Origin of the sequence: Vibrio metschnikovii CIP 69.14, assembly GCF_000176155.1 — a bacterium.
Taxonomy (GTDB): domain Bacteria; phylum Pseudomonadota; class Gammaproteobacteria; order Enterobacterales; family Vibrionaceae; genus Vibrio; species Vibrio metschnikovii.
The window spans coordinates 1-22,985 of the sequence record NZ_ACZO01000010.1; the positions used below are offsets into that span (position 1 = coordinate 1).

At 44.1% G+C, this 22,985-nt stretch carries 23 protein-coding genes and 8 tRNA genes; 5 read left to right on the forward strand and 26 right to left on the reverse strand.

Features of this window, described 5'->3' with window-relative positions; all coding sequences use genetic code 11:
• Nucleotides 1-123 precede the first annotated feature (123 nt).
• The 8 genes from fusA to fkpA form a co-directional block, all read right to left on the reverse strand.
• Complete coding sequence (gene fusA, locus VIB_RS16700; protein WP_004397615.1) at nt 124-2,220, reverse strand: elongation factor G; 2,097 nt, start codon at nt 2,218-2,220, stop codon at nt 124-126.
• Between the two features lie 75 nt (nt 2,221-2,295).
• Nucleotides 2,296-2,766: a 30S ribosomal protein S7 gene (rpsG, locus tag VIB_RS16705; protein WP_004397616.1), complete on the reverse strand. Its 471-nt coding sequence runs from the start codon at nt 2,764-2,766 to the stop codon at nt 2,296-2,298.
• 100 nt (nt 2,767-2,866) lie between these two features.
• The gene (rpsL, locus tag VIB_RS16710) at nt 2,867-3,241 is read right to left on the reverse strand and encodes a 30S ribosomal protein S12 (protein ID WP_004397617.1); all 375 of its coding nucleotides are present in this window, start codon (nt 3,239-3,241) and stop codon (nt 2,867-2,869) included.
• A 179-nt stretch (nt 3,242-3,420) separates the two neighbouring features.
• Complete coding sequence (gene tusB, locus VIB_RS16715) at nt 3,421-3,699, reverse strand: sulfurtransferase complex subunit TusB (RefSeq protein ID WP_004397618.1); 279 nt, start codon at nt 3,697-3,699, stop codon at nt 3,421-3,423.
• 17 nt (nt 3,700-3,716) lie between these two features.
• Nucleotides 3,717-4,073, reverse strand: a complete 357-nt coding sequence (tusC, locus tag VIB_RS16720) for a sulfurtransferase complex subunit TusC (RefSeq protein ID WP_040905836.1) — start codon at nt 4,071-4,073, stop codon at nt 3,717-3,719.
• Complete coding sequence (tusD, locus tag VIB_RS16725) at nt 4,070-4,477, reverse strand: sulfurtransferase complex subunit TusD (RefSeq protein WP_004397619.1); 408 nt, start codon at nt 4,475-4,477, stop codon at nt 4,070-4,072. Before tusD ends, tusC begins: the two co-directional genes overlap by 4 nt.
• Before the next feature lie 2 nt (nt 4,478-4,479).
• Entirely contained in the window at nt 4,480-5,196 is a 717-nt protein-coding gene (locus VIB_RS16730; RefSeq protein ID WP_040905838.1) for a helix-turn-helix transcriptional regulator, read from the reverse strand.
• A 262-nt stretch (nt 5,197-5,458) separates the two neighbouring features.
• Complete coding sequence (gene fkpA, locus VIB_RS16735; protein ID WP_004397621.1) at nt 5,459-6,223, reverse strand: FKBP-type peptidyl-prolyl cis-trans isomerase; 765 nt, start codon at nt 6,221-6,223, stop codon at nt 5,459-5,461.
• Nucleotides 6,224-6,363: 140 nt separating this feature from the next.
• Between fkpA and VIB_RS16740 the strand changes: the two genes are divergently transcribed.
• Together VIB_RS16740 and VIB_RS16745 are read left to right on the forward strand one after the other, a co-directional pair.
• On the forward strand, nt 6,364-7,344 hold the full coding sequence (locus tag VIB_RS16740) for a WD40 repeat domain-containing protein (RefSeq protein WP_040905862.1): 981 nt from the start codon (nt 6,364-6,366) through the stop codon (nt 7,342-7,344).
• Nucleotides 7,341-7,574, forward strand: a complete 234-nt coding sequence (locus VIB_RS16745) for a SlyX family protein (RefSeq protein ID WP_004397623.1) — start codon at nt 7,341-7,343, stop codon at nt 7,572-7,574. The genes VIB_RS16740 and VIB_RS16745 overlap by 4 nt, the downstream gene beginning before the upstream one ends.
• A 28-nt stretch (nt 7,575-7,602) precedes the next feature.
• Here VIB_RS16745 and VIB_RS16750 read toward each other — a convergent pair whose 3' ends face one another.
• The 9 genes from VIB_RS16750 to tsaE all read right to left on the reverse strand — a co-directional run bounded on the left by VIB_RS16750 (nt 7,603) and on the right by tsaE (nt 16,952).
• Nucleotides 7,603-7,791, reverse strand: a complete 189-nt coding sequence (locus tag VIB_RS16750) for a DUF2065 domain-containing protein (protein ID WP_040905840.1) — start codon at nt 7,789-7,791, stop codon at nt 7,603-7,605.
• 117 nt (nt 7,792-7,908) lie between these two features.
• Nucleotides 7,909-8,889 carry a protease modulator HflC gene (hflC, locus tag VIB_RS16755; protein WP_004397624.1) on the reverse strand — a complete coding sequence of 327 codons (981 nt, stop codon included), beginning with the start codon at nt 8,887-8,889 and terminating at the stop codon, nt 7,909-7,911.
• Nucleotides 8,890-8,891: 2 nt separating this feature from the next.
• A complete protein-coding gene (gene hflK / locus VIB_RS16760; protein ID WP_004397625.1) occupies nt 8,892-10,076 on the reverse strand; it encodes an FtsH protease activity modulator HflK in 1,185 nt (394 codons plus the stop codon).
• 45 nt (nt 10,077-10,121) lie between these two features.
• A complete protein-coding gene (gene hflX, locus VIB_RS16765; protein ID WP_004397626.1) occupies nt 10,122-11,411 on the reverse strand; it encodes a ribosome rescue GTPase HflX in 1,290 nt (429 codons plus the stop codon).
• A gap of 41 nt (nt 11,412-11,452) precedes the next feature.
• The gene (gene hfq, locus VIB_RS16770; RefSeq protein ID WP_004397627.1) at nt 11,453-11,716 is read right to left on the reverse strand and encodes an RNA chaperone Hfq; all 264 of its coding nucleotides are present in this window, start codon (nt 11,714-11,716) and stop codon (nt 11,453-11,455) included.
• Nucleotides 11,717-11,908: 192 nt separating this feature from the next.
• Nucleotides 11,909-12,841 carry a tRNA (adenosine(37)-N6)-dimethylallyltransferase MiaA gene (gene miaA / locus VIB_RS16775; protein WP_004397628.1) on the reverse strand — a complete coding sequence of 311 codons (933 nt, stop codon included), beginning with the start codon at nt 12,839-12,841 and terminating at the stop codon, nt 11,909-11,911.
• Nucleotides 12,841-14,754 (reverse strand): DNA mismatch repair endonuclease MutL, encoded by a 1,914-nt coding sequence (gene mutL, locus VIB_RS16780; protein ID WP_004397629.1) that lies wholly within the window; start codon nt 14,752-14,754, stop codon nt 12,841-12,843. The genes miaA and mutL overlap by 1 nt, the downstream gene beginning before the upstream one ends.
• A 12-nt stretch (nt 14,755-14,766) precedes the next feature.
• Nucleotides 14,767-16,494: a LysM peptidoglycan-binding domain-containing protein gene (locus tag VIB_RS16785; protein ID WP_040905844.1), complete on the reverse strand. Its 1,728-nt coding sequence runs from the start codon at nt 16,492-16,494 to the stop codon at nt 14,767-14,769.
• The gene (tsaE, locus tag VIB_RS16790) at nt 16,488-16,952 is read right to left on the reverse strand and encodes a tRNA (adenosine(37)-N6)-threonylcarbamoyltransferase complex ATPase subunit type 1 TsaE (RefSeq protein WP_040905847.1); all 465 of its coding nucleotides are present in this window, start codon (nt 16,950-16,952) and stop codon (nt 16,488-16,490) included. Before tsaE ends, VIB_RS16785 begins: the two co-directional genes overlap by 7 nt.
• 218 nt (nt 16,953-17,170) lie before the next feature.
• On the opposite strand from tsaE, the gene queG reads away from it, so the two are divergent.
• Entirely contained in the window at nt 17,171-18,283 is a 1,113-nt protein-coding gene (gene queG, locus VIB_RS16795; protein WP_004397631.1) for a tRNA epoxyqueuosine(34) reductase QueG, read from the forward strand.
• A 563-nt stretch (nt 18,284-18,846) separates the two neighbouring features.
• Here queG and VIB_RS16800 read toward each other — a convergent pair.
• The 9 genes from VIB_RS16800 to orn form a co-directional block, all read right to left on the reverse strand.
• A tRNA-Met gene (locus VIB_RS16800) sits at nt 18,847-18,923 on the reverse strand.
• Nucleotides 18,924-18,963: 40 nt separating this feature from the next.
• Nucleotides 18,964-19,039: transfer RNA gene (locus VIB_RS16805), tRNA-Gly, on the reverse strand.
• A 34-nt stretch (nt 19,040-19,073) separates the two neighbouring features.
• Nucleotides 19,074-19,150 (reverse strand) — tRNA-Met (locus VIB_RS16810).
• A gap of 201 nt (nt 19,151-19,351) precedes the next feature.
• Nucleotides 19,352-19,427: transfer RNA gene (locus VIB_RS16815), tRNA-Gly, on the reverse strand.
• 34 nt (nt 19,428-19,461) lie between these two features.
• A tRNA-Met gene (locus VIB_RS16820) sits at nt 19,462-19,538 on the reverse strand.
• Nucleotides 19,539-19,702: 164 nt separating this feature from the next.
• A tRNA-Gly gene (locus VIB_RS16825) sits at nt 19,703-19,778 on the reverse strand.
• Nucleotides 19,779-19,812: 34 nt separating this feature from the next.
• Nucleotides 19,813-19,889, reverse strand: a tRNA-Met gene (locus VIB_RS16830).
• Nucleotides 19,890-19,967: 78 nt separating this feature from the next.
• Nucleotides 19,968-20,043 (reverse strand) — tRNA-Gly (locus VIB_RS16835).
• Between the two features lie 214 nt (nt 20,044-20,257).
• The gene (gene orn / locus VIB_RS16840) at nt 20,258-20,803 is read right to left on the reverse strand and encodes an oligoribonuclease (RefSeq protein WP_040905851.1); all 546 of its coding nucleotides are present in this window, start codon (nt 20,801-20,803) and stop codon (nt 20,258-20,260) included.
• Nucleotides 20,804-20,943: 140 nt separating this feature from the next.
• Between orn and rsgA the strand changes: the two genes are divergently transcribed.
• A complete protein-coding gene (gene rsgA / locus VIB_RS16845) occupies nt 20,944-22,008 on the forward strand; it encodes a small ribosomal subunit biogenesis GTPase RsgA (protein ID WP_004397633.1) in 1,065 nt (354 codons plus the stop codon).
• Nucleotides 22,009-22,102: 94 nt separating this feature from the next.
• The gene (asd, locus tag VIB_RS16850; RefSeq protein WP_004397634.1) at nt 22,103-22,960 is read left to right on the forward strand and encodes an archaetidylserine decarboxylase; all 858 of its coding nucleotides are present in this window, start codon (nt 22,103-22,105) and stop codon (nt 22,958-22,960) included.
• Nucleotides 22,961-22,985 lie beyond the last annotated feature (25 nt).

Consider the following 22,985-nt stretch of genomic DNA (forward strand, 5'->3'; position numbering starts at 1 on the left):
CGATCGTGTTCCTTCCTAGTTATGATTCGCCTTAAGTCAAGTGCACTCAAAGCGCGCCAGAAATTGCTATTTTATGCGCCAACGCTCGTTAGCGCAATAGATTCGTTATTAATCAAATAACAACTACCCACGTTCAGCAATGATTGCATCGGCAACATTTTTCGGCACCTCGGCGTACTCAGCAAACTCCATTGAGTAAGAAGCACGGCCTTGGGTCGCAGAACGTAGATCTGTTGCGTAACCAAACATCTCTGAGAGTGGAACTCGAGCACGGATAATTTTGAGGCCAGCATTGCCATCATCCATGCCTTCAATGATGCCACGACGACGATTTAAATCGCCGACTACATCACCCATCCAATCTTCAGGTGTGGTTATTTCAACTTTCATTAGCGGTTCAAGAATGACTGGGTTTGCTTCTAGCGCGCCCTTCTTGAATGCCATTGAGCCGGCGATTTTAAACGCCATTTCACTTGAGTCGACATCGTGGAATGAACCGTCGAAGAGTGTCGCTTTAACATCCAAAATAGGATATCCCGCTAACACACCGTTGTTCATTTGTTCCTCGATCCCTTTCGCTACCGGGTTGATGAACTCTTTAGGAATTGCACCGCCCACGATGGCGTCAACAAAGACAAAGCCTTGTCCTAACTCTGCAGGTTCAACTTTCAACCATACGTGACCGTATTGACCACGGCCACCAGACTGGCGAACAAACTTGCCTTCAACTTCCGCTTGACCACGAATGGTTTCACGATACGCAACCTGAGGTTTACCCACGTTGCAATCAACGCTGAACTCACGTTTCATACGGTCAACGATGATGTCTAAGTGAAGCTCGCCCATACCAGAAATTAGCGTTTGTCCTGTTTCCTTATCCGTTTCGACTCGGAATGACGGGTCTTCAGCCGCTAATTTACCTAGCGCAATCCCCATTCGTTCCTGATCCGCTTTTGAGCGAGGCTCAACCGCGATTTGGATAACAGGCTCAGGAAACTCCATGCGTTCAAGAATCACTTTATGATCTTGATGACAGAGCGTGTCACCGGTAGTGACATCTTTCAAGCCAATAGCGGCGGCGATATCGCCAGCACGAACTTCTTTAATTTCTTCACGTTTATTAGCATGCATTTGTACAATGCGCCCAAAACGCTCTTTCTTTTGTTTGACTGAGTTATAAACCGCATCACCAGAGTTAACCACTCCAGAATAGACACGAATAAACGTCAAAGTACCAACAAATGGGTCGGTAGCAATTTTAAATGCTAAAGCAGAAAACGGTTCATTATCGTCGGCGTGACGCTCAACTTCATTCTCGTTCTCATCAATACCTTTGATCGCCGGTACTTCTACTGGTGATGGCAAAAATTCAACTACCGCATCCAAAACAGCTTGCACACCTTTATTTTTAAACGCGCTACCACAAGTGGCAAGAACGATTTCGTTGTTCAGCGTGCGCTGACGTAGCGCTTGTTTGATTTCAGCTTCAGTAAGTACGCCATCTTCAAGGTATTTATCCATCAATTCTTCGCTCGCTTCCGCAGCGACTTCAACTAAGTTGTTGTGCCACTCTTCAGCCAGCTCTAGCATATCATCCGGAATCGCTTCATAAGTAAAGCTCATGCCTTGATCGGCTTCATTCCAGTTGATGGCTTTCATCTTGATAAGGTCGATGACACCTCTAAAATCCTCTTCTGCACCAATATTTAATTGGATAGGAACGGGAGTTGCACCAAGACGATGTTTAATTTGATCTACTACGCGTAGGAAGTCTGCGCCAGTACGGTCCATCTTATTAACAAACACAATGCGAGGAACATGGTATTTATCTGCTTGACGCCACACTGTTTCAGACTGAGGTTCAACACCAGATGAACCACAAAAGACAACCACAGCTCCATCAAGTACACGCAGCGAACGCTCTACTTCGATGGTGAAGTCAACGTGTCCAGGGGTATCAATGATGTTAATGCGATGATCTTGGAATTGTGCATCCATACCACGCCAGAAGGCAGTTGTTGCAGCAGAGGTAATAGTAATACCACGTTCCTGCTCCTGCTCCATCCAGTCCATGGTGGCAGCACCATCGTGAACTTCGCCAAGTTTGTGAGAAAGGCCGGTATAGAACAGAATACGCTCAGTAGTGGTTGTTTTTCCTGCATCTACGTGAGCACAGATACCGATATTACGGTAGCGCTCAATAGGAGTTTTACGAGCCACGATTGTATCCTCTTACTAAGGGAAACCTTAGAAAATAGAAATGTGCTGCGAGAGGACCTCGCAGCACAGAAGGTATTACCAGCGGTAATGAGCGAAGGCTTTGTTCGCTTCTGCCATACGGTGAACGTCTTCACGTTTCTTAACAGCAGTACCTTTGTTTTCTGACGCATCTAGCATTTCTGCAGCTAAGCGACCAGCCATAGATTTTTCACCACGCTTACGCGCAGCTTCAACCAACCAACGCATAGCAAGTGCGTTACGGCGAACCGGACGTACTTCTACTGGCACTTGGTAAGTTGAACCACCCACACGGCGAGATTTAACTTCTACCGCTGGACGTACGTTTTCAAGAGCTTGTTCAAAAACAGCCAAGTGATCTTTACCAGATTTCTCAGCCATAGTGTCTAGTGCAGTGTAAACAATTTTCTCTGCAGTAGATTTTTTACCGTCAACCATAAGGATGTTAACGAATTTTGCCAGCAGTTCAGATTTGAACTTTGGATCTGGAAGGATCTTACGCTGACCAATAACGCGACGACGTGGCATGGAATATTCTCCGTTGTCTTCTTCAGGTTTTTTCCAAAACTATACAGTTTTTTCAAAATAACAAATTAATTTAGTGTTTGGCCTTACTTAACGGAATCCATTAAGACTTAGGACGCTTCACACCGTACTTAGAACGACCTTGTTTACGGTCGTTAACGCCTGAACAGTCAAGCGCACCACGAACAGTGTGGTAACGAACACCCGGAAGGTCTTTTACACGACCGCCACGGATAAGAACAACGCTGTGCTCTTGTAGGTTGTGACCTTCACCGCCGATGTATGAAGTCACTTCGTAACCATTGGTTAGACGAACACGACATACTTTACGTAGTGCTGAGTTAGGTTTCTTTGGTGTAGTAGTATATACGCGAGTACATACACCACGTTTTTGTGGGCACGCTTCGAGTGCAGGCACGTTGTTTTTTGCAACTTGCTTCACACGTGGCTTGCGTACCAACTGGTTAATAGTTGCCATTAGCTAGCTCCTGAATTTACTTAACGTAAGCTTTATGAAAAATCTAGCCCTGATTGTGATTTGCACAAATAGGGACGCAAAATTCTATGCAGCAGTGAGAGGTGTGTCAAGAAATATACAGATCTTTTTTATCCACCAACATCAGCGCGGTGGATACTTTTACGGACACTCGATAAAAATTAAGACCAACTTATTGATTTATCTTCATTTACTGTCATTTCAACAAAATCATTCATCGTGACTTGCTCAATAGAACCTGAACACATTTCTAACCAACCACGAGCGGAAAGATCCTCACGCAGTGCATAGACCGACTTAATGGTCTGTAAATCGGTGAAATAAGGGCTGTTTGGGTTAGTAAGATAAACGGCATTTTCAACCAGCAATAGGCTATCATGAGCTTGAAAATAACGACGAACTAATTTTAGCTGTTGAGGATGTTTAATAATATGCAGCACACGCCTATCCTGTGGTATTAAAAAGTCACAATGTGATCAAAAGATTGCCACATTGCCCCAATGGCTTGAGGAGAAAGTGGGGAGACATTAATAAGTAATGCTTCACTGGTTATCCCCCATTCGGCAAGGCTTTGTTCACAGACATAACACGATTCAATCTCATACAAATCGAGCAGTTTGAATGTGCTAATGTAGTCTCGGCTTAAAATCGCCTTAGGATCTTGCCCAGAGACCAATTGTAAAACCCCTTCACCGACAAAAAAGACAGCTAAATCATCACTGTAAGCCGATGCTGCGAGCACGGCATCGAGTCCCTCTCGTCCAGCACTGGTGGCGTGAGGAGGAGAATGAAAAACAAAGGCGATTTTCTTCAAAATTGTACCACTCTATCCTCAGTTAATAGCGCTTCTGCCAGCGCTCCCAGCCCTGCTTGTGTCACTCCCATCGCCAAACTCGATGTTGATAATTGATGCTGTTCGGCTTCGCTTTGGCTAACAATACCACGTCGTAACGCTGCAGCAACGCAAGTTTCTAATCGAATTTGATGCTTCGTCGCCATGGTTTGCCATGCTTTCACAAGATCAAATTCATCGTTAGCAGGCAAGGTTAAACCCGACCCATTCAGCACACCTTCTTGATAGAAGAAAATACGCTTAATACTATGGCCTTTCTCGAGCACCGATTGAGCAAAAAGATAAGCATTACGAGCAGACTGAGTTCCATAAGCTGGACCCGTTACCAATAGAGCATAGGTCAATGGTGTGCTTGACTGACTCACAATCACTCATCCTCGGTTTTACGTTGGCGGATATACAAATAAACCGTATGTTTGGAGATATTTAATCGTTCAGCAACACGATTAATCGCATCTTTAATATCAAAAATACCTTTATCATACAACGCCATGACAATCTGACGATTTTTAGTATTGTTTGAGACTGATTTATCGGCATTAATCTCTTCAATAGTCCGTTCAACAGTTTGATCAACCAACTCGACCACATCACTGGCAAAATTAACCGGAGCTGCAGCCTCTTGAGCTTCTGGTGTCGGCATAAAAGAGTGCAACACCTGTGAAAAAGGCGCATCAAGATTGACGTTAATGCATAACAAACCAATCACTCGATGCTCTCCATTACGAATGGCGACCGTAATGGATTTCATTAATACTCCACCTTTCGCTCTGGTGAAATACGAGCGAGAAAAGTTGCGTTCGGAGCCTTCAATATCACGCAGCATTTTTAACGCTAAATCCGTGATCGGCGACCCTACTTGACGACCTGTATTCTCACCATTGGCAATTTTTATCGCCGAAGTATTCAGATCTTCTAACGAGTGCAAAACAATTTCACAAAAGGGGCCAATTAAACTCGCTAAACCATCCACCATCGCTTCATAGGAACGTAAAATCACTTTATCGTGCTCAGTAAATGGCTTTACATGCACAAATTCCATATCCATGAGCATATCGGCGTTAATGCTTTCTGTCGTTGTCACTGTACCTAGACCTTAGAACGTAAAATCAACAAATTGATGTAAGTTTATCAGAAAATTTTAAACCTAGACTAGGCTATCTTACGATGCAGTGACTTAGAACAAATTATACGATGAATATCTCCCTAGCAAAGCATCAGTACTTTTACCATTTGACAAGGGATGATAAAAAAATTGGTTAAAAAAGTTGGTTTTACTTATAAAAAAAGGCCTGAATCTTCAGGCCTTTGATACTTTTAATAAAGGATGAATCGCTATCCCTTATTTATTGCGCTGCATCGCCATTTTCTACTTTCAACAGCTCAACTTCAAAAACTAGAGTAGAGTTTGCAGGAATGGTTGGCGTATCTTGCTCGCCATAGGCCAATTCTGGTGGAATAACGAACTTATATTTAGAACCAACTTGCATCAATTGCACGCCTTCTGTCCAACCAGGGATCACGCGGTTTAGCGGGAAGGTAGCGGGCTCACCACGATCGTAAGAGCTATCAAACTGAGTACCATCGGTCAATGTGCCTTTGTAATGCACTTGTACCGTATCGGTCTCTTTTGGCGACTCGCCTTGCGCTTCAGTTAAGACTTGATAAAGCAGTCCAGATTCGGTTTTTTTGACGCCTTCTTGCTTCTCAAACTCAGCACGGAATGCATCTCCAGCTTGCTTGTTGGTAGCGGCTTTTTCAGCCGCTTGTGCTTGCATTGACGCAGCAACACGTTTATCCAACGCTTCTAATGCTTCACGAGTCTGCTGTTCATCCATTTGCGCTGCACCAGCAAAAACATGTTCGATACCTCTTAGCACCATGTCTTTATTAAGATCAATACCAATTTCATTAGGCTTTTCGATACTGCTGGTTAAATAATTAGCAAAAGAAACACCAATCGCGTAAGCCGCTTTATCATCCTCTGACTTAAAAGTGACACTTTGCACGGCAACAGAGGCATTTGGGGTAGCCGTTGTCTCTTCTTTCTGACAACCAGCAGCTAGCGCAACCGTAGCGGCAAGCAATGACACTTTAAAAAACGATTTCATTCAATTCTCCAACTTTGTAGGTAAACCTTTCTGTTATTGAGCACAAACCGACGAATTAAACTGGTGCACAATAGTATGTTGTACCAATATAACGGTATGTTTCGTAATTGTCTTTACTACTCAACGGATAATTAATTGTGCTGCGGATAATTTCTCATTTCATAGTACCGACGGTTGTCATTTTTCTGTTAAATGGCTGTTTCTTCTTTAATCAAGAGACTGACCGCTGGGTTTTAGAACCCAATGGCTCGACCGGATTTGGCTTAAGCCGCGACGGACGCTTTGCATTAATTTATTCCCAAGAGCACCAACTGGTCTTATGGGATTTAGCACAACGTCAAATTCTAGCAGAGCTAGGCGCACAAGACCCAGAAGCCAACCCTGTCTCGTACATTCGTATTACTGATAATGGCCGTTATGCGATTACTGCCACACAAATCAATTTTGCCGTATGGGACTTAAGCTGGACCCAAGCTCAAGGGCTATGGTCCATTTCTGATGGTTTAATCATGGATGTCGCTCTGAGTAACGATGGGCAACAAGTGTTGCTGGGTGTATCCAACGGTAAAGCCATTTACGTTGATTTAGTCACTGGACGACGGCTTGAGTTCCTTGCTCACCAGGAAAAAGTCAATTCTGTCGCTTTATCCCCCAACGGTCGTTATGCCTTAACTGGCGGAAATGATTATACCGCTTATCTATGGGATACCCAGAGTGGACAGATTATCTACACCTTTGAACATGAACAGCGGGTTAACCGGGTTGCTTTACAGCGTGATGGTCAGTTAGCTTTCACTTCTGATGGTGGTAATCAATCGATTATTTGGAATTTACAAACGGGTGAAAAACAAGCCAAACTACGTAGTCTTTCTAGACAGCTTATTTTCTCTAGCGCACGATTTTCAGATGATGGGCGCTATCTACTCACTGGGACGCCATCTAGTCGCATCGAAGTATGGTCTACTGATCACGGTAAAAAATTAGCTCGCTTCGAAGCTCAACCACAAAAAGATGCGCGCCCGCCAAGAGCGGTGGTGTATGATGCGGTTTTTAATCCACAATCCAGCGTTATTTCTGGCACCTCTGCGGGAATCGCTCAAGAATGGGAGTTCAATCCATGATCATACAAAACGCTACCGAACAACAACTACAACAACGAATTGATGATTTAGAGTGTAAACTCGCTTTTCAAGAACAAACCATTGACGAACTTAATGCTGCTCTAACCCAACAGCAGCTATTAATTAATAAAATGCAAGATCAGATGAAATATGTGGTCGGGAAAATGAAAAATATGGATACATCAAACTTAGCGGATCCAGCCAATGAAACGCCACCACCACACTATTAATAACCTGGAATAACTCAAAAACCGTCACTCAAAGCATGAAGACATAAACGATCACCGCCCCTATTACGACTAAACATCCCCCTATTCGCCGTAATTGATTGTCTTCTTGCTGTGCGAGTTGCTGCATCATAGTCCGCCACCCTTGAGGAGCAATCAGCGGCCCTAAGCCTTCAGCGATAAGCAATAATCCTATCGCAATCCATAATGATGTAGTCATGTTCTACCTTACTAAAAAAGAAAGGCTCCTTAGGAGCCTTTCTGAATAATATTCTAATAATCAGTTTGTTATCATCTCTATAATGGTATTAAACCGCTTAGAATAGGCGTCTAGCCATTATTTTGCTGATGAACCTTTAGCGCTATTCATGTATTGGAAGAAGTCACTCTTTGGATCCAAGACTAAGATATCACTTTTCTGGCTAAATGAGTTTTCATACGCTTGCAAAGAACGCAAGAAGCTAAAGAACTCAGGATCTTTGCTATAAGCGTCAGCATACACTTTGGCTGATGTTGCATCGGCTTGACCACGAGTAATTCGCGCAGTTCTGTCTGCTTCAGCTAAAATAGTTGCCACTTCAAGATCCGCCTGAGCACGAATAACTTCTGCTCTTTCACGGCCTTGTGAACGGTGACGACGAGCAACCGCTTCACGCTCAGCACGCATACGACGATAAATCGACTCACTGATTTCATCTGGAAGGTTAATCTTCTTCATTCTGAAATCAACCACATAAACACCCAAGTCTTTGCTTGCATTGACTCGAGTATCTTTCAGAACATTCGCCATGATCTGATCGCGTTGGCCATCGACTTCTAAAGCTTGTCTCGCGGCTTCAGTGGTGACAATCTCATCATCAGGACTATCAGGAAGTACCGCTTCATTGCGCGGACCAGAAACAATTTGTTTGATGTCTCGAGAACCGATCTCTGCCCTTAATACGTCCGTAACCCGACGTTCAAGGAGAGCTTGTGCGGTAAAAATATTACCTCCCCCCGTCGCTAAGTAGAATTGGCCAAAATCTTCAATTCGCCACTTAACGTAGGTATCGATAATAACGTCTTTTTGCTCAGAGGTTACAAAACGGTCTGAACGTCCATCCATGGTTTGAATACGAGCATTCAGTGTGTGTACTCGATCAAAAATAGGCATTTTAAAATGCAAGCCTGGTTCATAGATTTTAGACATTTCATTGTCGTCTTGAATCACTCGTCCAAAACGAATGACAATGCCTCGCTCACCTTCTGGAACCACAAACATCGACATCAAGAGCAATGCTAAAAAGACGACAATGACCGGGATCATTAACTTACGCATGTTTAGTTTCTCCCTTGACGAGTATTAGTTGAGCGAGGAGGCGTATTACTGCTTGGGTCATTACGTTGTGACTGCAGTCCAGCTTCATCTTGCAATGATAATGAGCGAGTCTGACGAGACTGGCTAGCCCCTTCTTGACCTGCAAGTTTATCAATCGGCAAGTAGAGCAAGTTACCACTCGATTCTGAGTCAATCAAAATCTTCGAACTGTTGGTATACACTTGTTCCATTGTATCGAGATACATACGATTGCGCGTTACTTCTGGAGCGGCTTGATACTCAGGTAACAGTTTCTCAAATTGAGCAACCTGACCAAATGCTTCATTAATGATTCGCTCGCTGTAACCTAATGCTTCTCGTTTAACACGTTCAGCACGACCTGTGGCTTGAGGTAAAATCTCATTCATGTACGCCTCAGCTTCACGAATGAAACGCTCTTCATCTTCTCGAGCAGCAATCGCGTCATCAAAAGCATCTTTAACCTGCTCTGGTGGACGTGATGACTGGAAGTTAACGCCAACCACTAATAGACCCATATCATAATCATCGATGATTTGGTTGAGTGTTTGTTGAGTACTTTGACGAATTTGTTGACGACCTACCGTTAAGATACTATCCATCAGTGAGTCACCAATCACCGCACGTAGCGCTGAATCGGTGGCTTGATGCAAACTATCATCGGGATTAACAACTCGATACAAATACTTGTATGGGTCAACGATACGATATTGAACATCCATCGCCACGTTGACGACGTTTTCATCTTTGGTCAACATGATACCAGAAGCGCTCAACGAACGAATCGCTTGAATATTGACAGGCGTTACTTCATCAATAAAACGAGGGCGCCAATTCAAACCAGGATTAACTACACGATCGTATTGACCTAGTCTTAAGACAACGCCTCGTTCGGCTTCTCCAATTGTATAGAAGCCTGAGAAAAACCAAATGGCAACAGCAAGCACGGCGATAACGCCAAAACCCATTGCTCCACCACCAGCAAACGAAGGCCCATTGCCCCCTTTACCAAACTTTCCGCCCAGCTTCTGACTCAGTTTATTAAACACTTCGTCTAAATCTGGCGGACCTTGATCACGACCACCTTTGTTACCGCGATTATTATTTCCCCAAGGGTCATTATCGCGGCCGTTGTTGCCGTTGTTATTTCCGGGCTCATTCCACGCCATTAGAAAGCTCCATCATTTGATATGACGTTATACTCTAGCAGTCCTTTAAGTGACGATAAAGTCACGTAAAACTGCCTCTTCTCTTTTCTCTAGTCTAGACCAATCCACTTGTTGCATACGAACTGATATTAGCAGATTGCCCTCTGGATCATACTCTTCCTTTTCAATGCAGTTCATTTGGAAGAAAGTGCTCCGAATTCGACCTTGATGTTCAGGAGGAACGCGTAAACAATATTGGACGATGTTACTGGCCAGACGTTCGGTCAGCGCAGTAAACAACTGATCCATCCCCAGCCCATCCATCGCCGATACCCAAACAGCTCTAGGAACACCTTCATCATCTCTTTCTATACGAGGATATTGGCCTTCTAGATTATCGATTTTGTTCATAACCAGTAAACTTGGCACTTCATGTGCGTCAATCTCTAGTAGAACATCATCAACCGCTTGGATATTCTCACGAAAGCGGTCGTCACTGGCATCCACAACATGTAACAAAATGTCAGCTTGCTGAGTTTCTTGTAACGTTGCTTTGAATGCCGCCACTAAATCGTGGGGTAAATGACGAATGAACCCTACCGTATCGGCCAAAATAGCTGGCCCTACATCCAGTAGTTCGATCTTTCGTAGCGTCGGGTCTAACGTAGCGAACAGTTGATCCGCAGCGTACACTCCAGCGGAGGTAATTTGGTTAAACAGAGTCGATTTACCTGCATTGGTATAACCAACCAGTGAAATCGTTGGAATTTCTGCACGGTTTCTCGCTCGGCGTCCTTGTTCACGCTGTTTTGCCACTTTCTCTAAACGGCGTAGGATCGCTTTAATTCGCTCACGCAATAAACGTCGGTCAGTTTCTAACTGAGTTTCTCCTGGCCCACGTAAGCCAATCCCACCTTTTTGTCTTTCTAAGTGGGTCCAACCTCGAACTAAACGGGTCGAAATATGACGCAACTGAGCTAATTCAACTTGCAACTTCCCTTCGTGAGTACGAGCTCGCTGAGCAAAGATATCCAGAATAAGACCGGTTCTATCAATCACTCGACATTGGCAAAGTTGTTCTAAATTTCGCTCTTGAGCAGGAGAAAGGGAATGATTAAAAATCACCACGTCGGCTTCAGTTGATTGCACAGCTTGAGCAATCTCTTGAGCTTTGCCCTCTCCAACGAAATATTTAGGGTGAGGAGATTGGCGGCTACCAGTCACTATCTGCAGAGTTGATACTCCAGCAGAAGAGACCAGCATTTCGCACTCTTTGAGATTTTCCCACTCACCCTTTTGCGTAAAGTTGATATGAACAAGTACCGCTCGCTCACCGGCTTCATAACGGTCAAACAAGCGTTCAACTCCTTAATGAATGATAATATGACGTCAAATAATTAATCGTCGGATTTCTCTGTGCCACGCTCACCTGCAGGTCGATCACCAGTGTGATGGCTAACCGGGCGAGCAGGTACAACGGTAGAGATAGCATGCTTATAAACCATCTGATTTACGGTGTTTTTTAACAAGATCACGAATTGATCAAACGATTCAATTTGACCTTGTAACTTAATGCCGTTTACTAAATAGATAGAAACTGGAATACGCTCGCGGCGTAGTGCATTTAAGAATGGGTCTTGTAGAGATTGCCCCTTAGCCATTTTATTTTCCTTATTTGTATTTTGTTGTAGTTATTTAGCTAGTGGTGCACATAAGTTGGTGCGGCCTTTACATCTGAGCTAAACGATAAAAACACCCTATATCACTGATCTATCAACATAATATTGAACAACAAGTGACGGTTCCTTTACAGGGTACATCACGCAAAAGCGATCACATTATACACAGCTTACTCAATCAGATGCTATGGCATTTGCAAGAGTTTCTACCGCGCGTTCAATGTTCTCACTATCCAACCAAGTTAACTCATCCCAGCTGCGTAACCAGGTGAGCTGACGCTTGGCTAACTGACGGGTGGCACAAATACCACGATAAATAGCCTCATCAAGCGTGCTATTTCCGTCAAAGTAATCCCACATCTGTCGATAACCGACACAACGTATTGAAGGTAGATCAGGATGAAGATCATTACGATCATAGAGCGCTTTAACTTCTTCTTCAAAACCTGATTTGACCATCTTCTCGAAGCGGAGTTCAATTCGACGGTGGAGCTCAGCCCTATCCATGGGCGCGATGGCAAACTGTTTGACTCGAAAAGGGATTGATTCTCCTTTCGTTTGTGTCAGTTCAGTAAGAGTTTTACCTGAAATTTTATAAACTTCCAATGCTCTCGACAATCTTTGTGGATCATTTGGATGAATTCTTGCCGCTGAAATTGGATCAATTTGTTGCAGTTGGGCATGCAGAGCCGCCCAACCTTGCTCTTGAGCTTGCGACTCGATTTGCTGACGAACCGCTGGATTGGCGGCAGGTAAAGGCGATAAACCATCTAACAAGGCTTTATAATAAAGCATGGTCCCACCAACCAGTAACGGGATTCTTCCCTCACTAACAATGGTCTGCATTTCTCGTAGCGCATCTTGTCGAAAATCTGCAACTGAGTAAGCTTCACTCGGATCTAAGATATCAATCAATCGATGGGGAGCCAAAGCCAACTCTTTGGCATCAGGCTTTGCTGTGCCAACATCCATTCCTTTATAGATCAATGCTGAATCAACACTGATGATTTCGACAGGATATTTCTGACGTAAACAAATGGCTAAATCGGTTTTACCGGAGGCGGTTGGGCCCATTAAAAATAAAGCTAATGGTAGTGGTTTGGTCATTAATTTAATGCTGCAATGGTTGCCGAAAAATCGACAGGTTGAATAAAGTGGCCATCATGTAATGGCAGTTTACCTGACCATAATTGCTCAAGCTCGGCAATTAATTGAATGGCTTCTGATAAAGTGTAGTCGTTTTTTTCTATCAAGACGCGCTGGCTAAGCCACGTGACGATATTGTCGACATTTAAAGTCAACACTCCTGAAGCGCCATGTAAAGCAAGGTAAGATAACAGATCCGGAATCAAAAGCTGTAGATTTTGCTGTCTTAATGGCTGAGGAACCCCCATCACCATCACCGTCTGATGAGAACGAGTCACCAGATGAATCCCTAAACGTTCGAGCAACTCGCGGTATAATTCGAAACCACGGATCTCCTCGTTAGACACTTTTACACTCAAAGGGACCAATAACGGCTGACTCTTTAATGGCTCTTCTTGACTATTTAATTGACCACGAACTCTCCACTCAACTGCTTTCGTTAGCGCCAGTAAGACACATCCTTGATCCGTAGTCATCAGCAGATATTGTCCATCAACGACAGCGATGGCTTTACCTAATTTAGTCACTATCAGTGACAGCGTTGACGATTTTTCAGTGGTTGATAAACGATTATCTATTGAAACTGGCGCTTCACTCACTTTCATTAACTGTTGATAAGCTTGACTTTGCTCAGCCATAACTGGCGCAGACGATCGTGGCTTAGCCGTCGTCGGACGGTTCCATGAGTGAGAGGCTTTTGCTTCTTGAATGACCGCTTGCAATGGACGTTCTGTCGTTAAATACTGACGAGAATAACCGTCTTTATCACTCAGATTGCGAGCTGGCTGATCAGGATCCGTTGACCGCTCATTCGACATATGTGTCGGAACAGGAGCAGAGAAAGCAGCTTGGTTAAGCTCAGGAGTTTCAATATATTCACTATCAGCAAGAGCGTCGCTTAGTGCTTGATAAATAAAATCATGCACTAAGCGAGCTTGATGAAAACGAACTTCATGTTTCGCAGGATGTACATTGACATCAACCAAATGAGGATCCAGTTCAATGAACAGTACATAGGTTGCACATTGATCTGGCCTTAAACTACTCTCATAACTTTGTCGAATCGCATGATTGATCAGCTTGTCACGCATCATACGTCCGTTTACATAACAATATTGCAAATCACTTTGCTGACGAGCGCCTTGTGGCGTTGTTATCCAGCCATGCAATCTTAACCCTTGATGGGCTAACTCTATTTTCAGCATATGCTTAACAAAAGACGCACCACATACCGCAGCCAAACGATTTTCTTCTTGCCGTTCACTGCTCGCGGCACGGTACTGACGGATAATTTTCCCATTATGGCGCAGCGTCAAACTGACATCAAAACGGCTCAACGCAATACGCTTTAAGAGTTCATCAATATGGGTAAACTCTGTTTTTTCTGTACGTAAAAATTTGCGTCTTGCCGGTGTATTGAAAAACAGATCCAAAACTTCAACCGTGGTCCCTATCGGATGGGCACTAGGCTGCAGTTTGACAGCCATATCGCGCCCTTCACTGTACGCCGACCATGCTTCTTCTTGAGTAGCAGGACGTGAAGTGATGGTTAAGCGAGAAACCGAGCTAATACTGGCTAACGCTTCCCCACGAAATCCTAGGCTGATGATCGCTTCGAGATCGTCCAGTGTTTGTATTTTCGATGTCGCATGACGACTTAACGCCAAGCCAAGCTCATCCTTATTGATCCCAGAACCGTTATCGCGAACACGAATTAACTTAGCGCCACCTTTCTCAATATCAATTTCAATCCGTGTGGCCCCTGAATCCAAGCTATTTTCTACCAGCTCTTTTACTACTGAAGCCGGCCTTTCCACCACCTCACCCGCGGCAATTTGGTTTGCTAAACGGGCGGGTAGAATACGAATCGTCATAACCTGCCTATCTTATCGGTTGGGAATGATCAGTACTTGGCCTACCGCCAATTGATCTGAGCGCAATTGATTAGCCTCACGAATACTTTGTACCGTTACATTGTACTGATTGGCGATCCGACCAAGAAACTCACCGCTCTGCACCGTGTGTTTACGCAAAGGTTTATCTTTTAAGCTCACCGTAATATTAAGCTTTTGACCAACAAATAACGTATCAGACTTAAGGTTATTTTCTCGGCGTATCGCATCAATTGAAACTTTATAATTCGCCGCTAAACGGCCTAAAAACTCTCCCGATTTAACCACATGGGTAATGGTTTCGGTTTCCACTGGATTATTGACCACCGGTACCGGAATAGGACCACGTTCTCCCCCGGGAATGGTTAATCGCTGCCCCACCGTTAAGCGAGAATCTTTTAATTTATTCGCTTGCATGATCCCAGAAACGGTCGCTCCATATTTTTGGGCAATCACGGATAACGACTCACCTCGTTGTACTTGATGTTGCTGAGTTTTACCTCGGTTAGCAAACAAGGTTCCTTCTGGAGGATTTTCCTCAAAGTATTGCACTAACGCTTTGCCCATCGCTCGTGCGAGCTTATCTTGATGGCTACGTTGAAAAATCAATCGCTCTTCGATAGGGTTAGAGATAAAACCAATCTCTACTAATACTGAAGGAATATCGGGCGACTTCAATACTGCCAGACTGGCATTCACAGGCTCCGCTTTATGTAAGTGAGCGACTTTGCCTAGCTCTTGTAAAAGGTTAGTCGCCACTTTATGGCCTTCTTTTTGCGAGTGGCTAAACTGTAAATCTAATAATGTTTGGCTGACATTACGGTCGTTATTCGTCCGCGCCAAAACTTCACCGGCACCTCCGAGTAACTCCGATTGCTGCTCATGATTTTCAACCCAACGCGCAATTTCAGTGTTGGCCCGCCGAGTATTAAGCACAAAAACTGAAGCCCCTCTTGGCTGTGGGCTATGGAAAGCATCCGCATGAACAGAAACTAGTAGATGAGCGCGATTACGACGAGCAATTTCAGTCCGATTATTCAAGCTTACGTAATAGTCACCGGTTCGTGTCAATACGGCTTTCATACCCGGAACCGCATTAATTTGATCCGCCAATTTTTTAGAAACGCTTAATGTGGCATCTTTTTCAAATTTACGAGTTGGACCAATAGAACCAGGGTCTTCACCACCATGTCCCGCATCGATAGCAATAATAATATCTGCAGTACCGACTAACTGAGACGCATCGCGGCTCACTACATTGGGCGAACGAGCGAGCGTACTCGACGTCGCCGCTGCAGGAGCGGGTGAATGAGGTAAATCAATCACCAAACGATGACCATATTGCCCACCTGGTGTGGGAGGCAATTTAAAAATATTGGGTGTCGACTTATTGGCTAATTCAAGTACTAAACGAAAAGTTGTTTTTTCTGGTGGTGTACTAGCGCGAATCCGTTTCAATATCGCACTATCAGAGACCGTCACTGGCAAAGCGGCGGCTAATGAAGTCTGTTTTAGATCGACCACCAAACGTTCTGGGCTGCTTAGCGTGAAATAACTAAAGTCCGCTTCAGACTTTAAATCGATCACTACGCGAGTGGCATCAGGTGAAGGCCAAACTCTAACCCCTTCTAATACATTAGCCTGAACGCTACTGATACCAGATAATAATGTGACCAATAGCCACCAATAACGCAAAAAACGACCGTAATTAATGCTCAACATAACTCCAACTGACTCAATAAGGTGCATCCATACTCGCTATTTGCGCTCACACTCGCTCGACGTTGTTCACCATCGTAGCGAAGCAATATTGTTAAATCTGGTGTTGGCAATAAACCTTGGCCTTTTTCAGGCCACTCCACCAAGCAAATAGCATCATCGGTAAAATAGTCACGAATTCCCATAAACTCGAGCTCTTCAGGATCCGCCAATCGGTAAAGATCAAAATGATAAACCTGCCAATCCGCTAATTGATAAGGCTCAACTAAAGTATAAGTTGGGCTTTTCACATTTCCTTCATGGCCTAACGCTCGAATGAAACCGCGACTTAAGGTAGTTTTCCCTGCGCCTAAATCACCGTAAAGATAAAGTGTCGTCTGCTGGGAACATAATTGAGCTAAGCGCATTCCTAGCATTACCGTCTGTTGTTCATCTTTTAAAGTAAAGGTTTTTATGCTCATGAATCGGATCTCTAAAGCGTCTAGCTAGCACTATATAAAAATAAAAAGAGAACGAATAGTAAACTGGGTTAGTTTTAAGAGACAAGCTCTGTTCTGTAAGTAAACAGAAAAATCTTCATATCAAATCTAATATCGATACAACTAGCCACTCACTGGCTGGATCAATCGAATGAGATCCGTTAAGATCCGCCGCCCAATGACCATGACCAATACTGATAATGGACCTTCATTTACTAGCCGAACAAATCAAACGATGGGCAAAAGAACTCGGCTTTGACAAAGCAGGGATCTGCGACGTCGATTTAAGTCAGCATGAAGCAGCTTTACAAGCATGGTTAGATGCAGGGTATCACGGTGAGATGGAGTGGATGGCTCGCCATGGTATGTTACGTGCTCGCCCAGCAGAACTTTTACCGGGTACACTTCGAGTGATCAGTGTCCGCATCAACTACCTTCCACCACAAGCGCAATTTGCCGCGAATTTATCAGATCCAACCCAAGCTTATATTAGTCGCTATGCACTTGGACGCGATTACCATAAATTGGTTCGTAATCAACTCAAAAAATTAGCTGATAAAATCGAGCAAGAAGTCGGTCAATTGGGTTATCGTCCTTTTGTTGATTCTGCACCTATTTTAGAAAGGCCTCTGGCACAAAAAGCTGGGCTTGGCTGGACGGGAAAACATTCTTTAATTCTCGATAAAGAGGCAGGATCATGGTTCTTTTTAGGCGAACTGCTTGTTGATATTCCTCTGCCAGTCGATACACCTTCAGAAAATCAATGCGGACAGTGTCGAGCATGTATGACCTCATGCCCGACTGGTGCGATTGTCGAAGAAGGGGTTGTCGATGCACGGCGCTGTATCTCTTATTTAACGATTGAGTATTCAGGGGTGATCCCAGAAGAATTTCGAACTGCAATCGGTAATCGTATCTATGGTTGTGATGACTGCCAACTCGTCTGCCCTTGGAACCGTTTTGCTGATCTTACCCAAGAAGACGACTTCCATCGACGAGATGTGTTGAATAATGCCGATCTTGTTGCTTTATTTTCATGGGATGAGAAAACCTTTTTACACCATATGCAAGGTTCTGCCATACGCCGTATTGGTCATCAACAATGGCAACGCAATTTGATTATTGCAATGGGTAATGCGCCCTATTCACAAAGAATCATCGATGCCTTAGAGCAAAAAACAGGAGAAAGTGAACTATTAGATGAGCATATTGAATGGGCATTAACACAACAGAGAGAGCAGTTGGCTAGCATTACGAATAAACAGCAAAGACTAATTAGAATTATTGAAAAAGGCTTGCCGAGAGATGCGTGAGTATGAAATAACGCAACATCATTGATGTACATTCTTTGATGCACTTCGCAAATTCTTAGGTGTGGAAAAAATATTAAATGAGACAGCGTTTGCTAAACTTCAAAAAAGTTAATCACATTAGTAGGAAATGATAAGGATCAAAGAAAATACAGTTAATGATCGTTCTCGCGGCTCTTACACCACAGGAAATAAATAAAAATACCACTTAAAATCATCAACTTAATAAAAAACCATCACTCTCACATTATTCCCCATCAGCAAAAAGATCGTCTGAACAAGCCTCTATCTTCAAGCTAAAAACACGTTATGCACCAAGTTATCCACAAATTTAAAATGTGGATAACTCTGTGCATGGATAAAACAAAGCCTGACTACGTCAGCGGTAGACTCCGTTTTTAGTCATGTATCTAATACGATTTCTGGCCAAACTTTCTTGGCAGAAAATAAGATGCTTTTCTTGATGGGATTATGCTTCACAGCATGATAAAGAGCATTGACATGGTGTCAATTTTTCAGAATAGACAGAAAAAACCACGCAATAGCGTAGTCTTTTGTTTTTAAATTGGTTGCGGGGGCCGGATTTGAACCGACGACCTTCGGGTTATGAGCCCGACGAGCTACCAGGCTGCTCCACCCCGCGTCCGTATTGCTCATCGTTAAGCACGATGTAGGCTTGAAACTGGAGCGACACACGAGGTTCGAACTCGTGACCTCAACCTTGGCAAGGTTGCGCTCTACCAACTGAGCTAGTGTCGCATTTCACCGTTAAGCACGATAAAGGCTATCTGTTTGGTTGCGGGGGCCGGATTTGAACCGACGACCTTCGGGTTATGAGCCCGACGAGCTACCAGGCTGCTCCACCCCGCGTCCGTATTACTCACCGTTTAGCACGATGTAGGCTTTGTAACTTTATTGTTTATCGCCATCAGCAATAAAAGCAAATCTGGAGCGACACACGAGGTTCACTTTCTTTAAACAAAGAGGCGTGACCTCAACCTTGGCAAGGTTGCGCTCTATTAACTGAGCGAGTGTCGCATCTCATTACTAAGCGCAATGAAAGCTTGAATCTGGAGCGACACACGAGGTTCGAACTCGTGACCTCAACCTTGGCAAGGTTGCGCTCTACCAACTGAGCTAGTGTCGCATTTCACCGTTAAGCACGATAAAGGCTATCTATTTGGTTGCGGGGGCCGGATTTGAACCGACGACCTTCGGGTTATGAGCCCGACGAGCTACCAGGCTGCTCCACCCCGCGTCCGTATTGCTCATCGTTAAGCACGATGTCAGCTTGAAACTGCAGCGATACACGAGGTTCACTTTCTTTAAACAAAAAGGCGTGACCTCAACCTTGGCAAGGTTGCGCTCTATTAACTGAGCGAGTGTCGCATCTCATTACTAAGAGCAATGAAAGCTTGAATCTGGAGCGACACACGAGGTTCGAACTCGTGACCTCAACCTTGGCAAGGTTGCGCTCTACCAACTGAGCTAGTGTCGCATTTCACCGTTAAGCACGATAAAGGCTATCTGTTTGGTTGCGGGGGCCGGATTTGAACCGACGACCTTCGGGTTATGAGCCCGACGAGCTACCAGGCTGCTCCACCCCGCGTCCGTATTACTCACCGTTAAGCACGATGTAGGCTTTGTAACTTTATTGTTTTATCGCCATCAGCAATAAAAGCAAATCTGGAGCGACACACGAGGTTCGAACTCGTGACCTCAACCTTGGCAAGGTTGCGCTCTACCAACTGAGCTAGTGTCGCATCAACAACGTTTTGTGCTGTTCAGGGCTGCGAATTATAAGTGCATTTTTTTGTGATGCAAGTAGTTAAAGCAAAAAAAATCATTTTTCTTTTCGTATGACGATAAAAAAAACCACTTAAACAAAAAACACACAGATCCAGACGAAATTACAACCATTCAATTAAAGAAAAGCGGTCAACCATACCGCCCTTCACCGCTCGATAGTTAGGATTATTAAATTTTGAAAACGTGAGAACGATAAAATTTAAGCTCGGCGATAGATTCTCGAATATCATCTAAGGCAAGATGAGTTCCTTGTTTACTGAATCCCGCAGCAATCTCAGGCTGCCAACGACGAGTCAGTTCCTTGATAGTGCTCACATCAATACAACGATAATGAAAATACACTTCTAAGTCTGGCATATGCCGGTAAAGAAAACGTCGATCTTGACCAACGCTATTTCCACAAATCGGTGAAGCACCAGCAGGAACCCAGTGTTGTAAGAAATCAATCGTCTGTTCTATCGCTTGAACTTCATTGATCGAACTGCGGCGCACTCGGTCCACTAGCCCACTATGGGTATGGGTACGAGTACACCACTCATCCATTTTTTGTAACTCGGTTTCGGATTGATGAATAGCTAACACCGGTCCTTCTGCCAATACATTCAGTTGACTATCGGTAACAATGGTTGCTATTTCAATGATCTTATGGACATCAGGGTCTAACCCGGTCATCTCCAGATCAATCCAAATCAAGTTTTGATCACTAAAAGACATATAATTAAGTGCCTATAGGGGTTTGCCAATAAAAAAGGTACTATAACCTAAATTCCCCTAACCACGATACCGCCGTGCAGCGCACAGTGATAAATTGAGTTAGGCATCGTTCTAAGTTAAAAAACTTAAAGTGAAAAAACGTGACAAAGAAGAAAAAACTCACTAAAGGCCAAGTGCGCCGAGTTAGAAATAACCAGCACCGTAAGTTAAAACAAGAAGACTCCGTACAGTGGGACGAATCGATGCTGGAAAATGCCAAGTCCGGTCTAGTGATCACACGATTTGGTCAACATGCCGATATAGAAGACCCCGAGACAAAGATCGTCCATCGATGCAATTTACGTCGCGGAATCGAAAGTTTGGTGTGTGGCGATCAGGTCATTTGGCGGCCTGGCGTAGAAACTCTTGCTGGAATTTCAGGCGTGGTCGAAGCAGTAGAGCCTCGCAGCTCAGTTCTGACTCGTCCAGATTATTACGATGGTTTAAAACCCGTCGCCGCTAATGTTGAGCAAATGATCATTGTCTCTTCTGTCTTACCTGAATTATCGCTGAATATCATCGATCGTTACTTAATTGCTGCAGAAACACTATCTATCGCTCCTGTCATCGTTCTTAATAAAGTCGATTTACTCAGCGAAGCACAGCGGATGGATTATCAACAGCAATTGGCCGCTTACCAAGAAATTGGCTATGACGTCATTTTTGTCAGTAAAGAAAGTGGCGAAAATATCGCGTTATTAGAGAGTAAGTTAAGTCATAAGATTAATATCTTTGTCGGTCAATCCGGAGTAGGAAAATCAAGCTTAGTCAATGCGTTGATGCCTCAACTCGGCATCATTGCTGAAGAGGGTAAAATCTCTGAGAACTCAGGACTTGGACAGCATACGACTACCGCAGCTCGCTTATACCACATCCCATCCGGTGGCGATTTGATTGACTCTCCGGGTATTCGTGAGTTTGGTTTATGGCACTTAGCCGCAGAGGAAGTAACCAAAGCCTATGTAGAATTTCGTCCCTATTTAGGGGGATGTAAATTTCGTGACTGTAAACATGGTGATGACCCGGGTTGCTTACTGAGAGAAGCCGTCGAAAACGGTAAAATCAGCGCACAACGCTTTGATAACTATCACCGTATTATTGAGAGCATGTCGGAAAATAAAGCCAATCGACAATATTCTCGCAATAAAAAATCAGACCAACAATAAATACTCACAGACGAACAGAGTCTGATGACACGCGGATTATTTTTCAGTACCATTTCGCGCCAAAATAAAGATGATAGATTGGAAATAACATACGATGGATAAATTTAAAGTTAGGCTGCAATATTGGCTGCCACAACATGCTTTAACCCGTTTAGTCGGTAAACTCGCGTCAGCGAAGGCAGGTAGTCTAACCACCGCCATCATTCGCTGGTTTATTAAACAATACAATGTCAACATGAGTGAAGCGTTACATTCCGATCCAAAACACTTTGCGACATTTAACGAATTTTTTGTCCGTGAGTTAAAGCCTGGCCTACGCCCCGTTGTCGATGACGAAGCGACACTCGTTCATCCAGCCGACGCTTGCGTCAGTCAATTCGGCCCAATAACTGACGGCCAACTGATTCAAGCAAAAGGCCATCATTATTCTGCTCAAGCACTGCTTGGGGGTGATGCTAAACTGGCTGAAGAGTTTCGTGATGGTGAGTTTGCCACTCTCTACCTATCACCACGAGATTATCACCGAGTGCATATGCCATGTGATGGTACATTACGACAAATGATCTATGTGCCTGGCGATCTATTTTCTGTTAACCCGCTGACCGCAGAGAATGTGCCCAATTTGTTTGCCCGTAACGAACGAGTTGTCTGTATTTTTGATACCGAATTTGGCCCACTGGCTCAAGTACTGGTCGGTGCAACCATTGTTGGCAGTATCGAGATGGTATGGGCAGGAACCATGACTCCACCGCGTGGTAATACCGTGTATCGTTGGGATTATCCAGCAGAAGGTATCAATGCTATTCGATTGAAAAAAGGCCAAGAAATGGGTCGATTTAAGTTGGGGTCAACCGTTATCAATCTATTTGCGAAACAACAGATTCGTTTTGATAGTAGCATGCAGTTAAATACGCCAACCCTGCTCGGTTCTGCTTACGCCCACAAAGCCTAATCAAGTTCCTCCTTATTTCCAACGC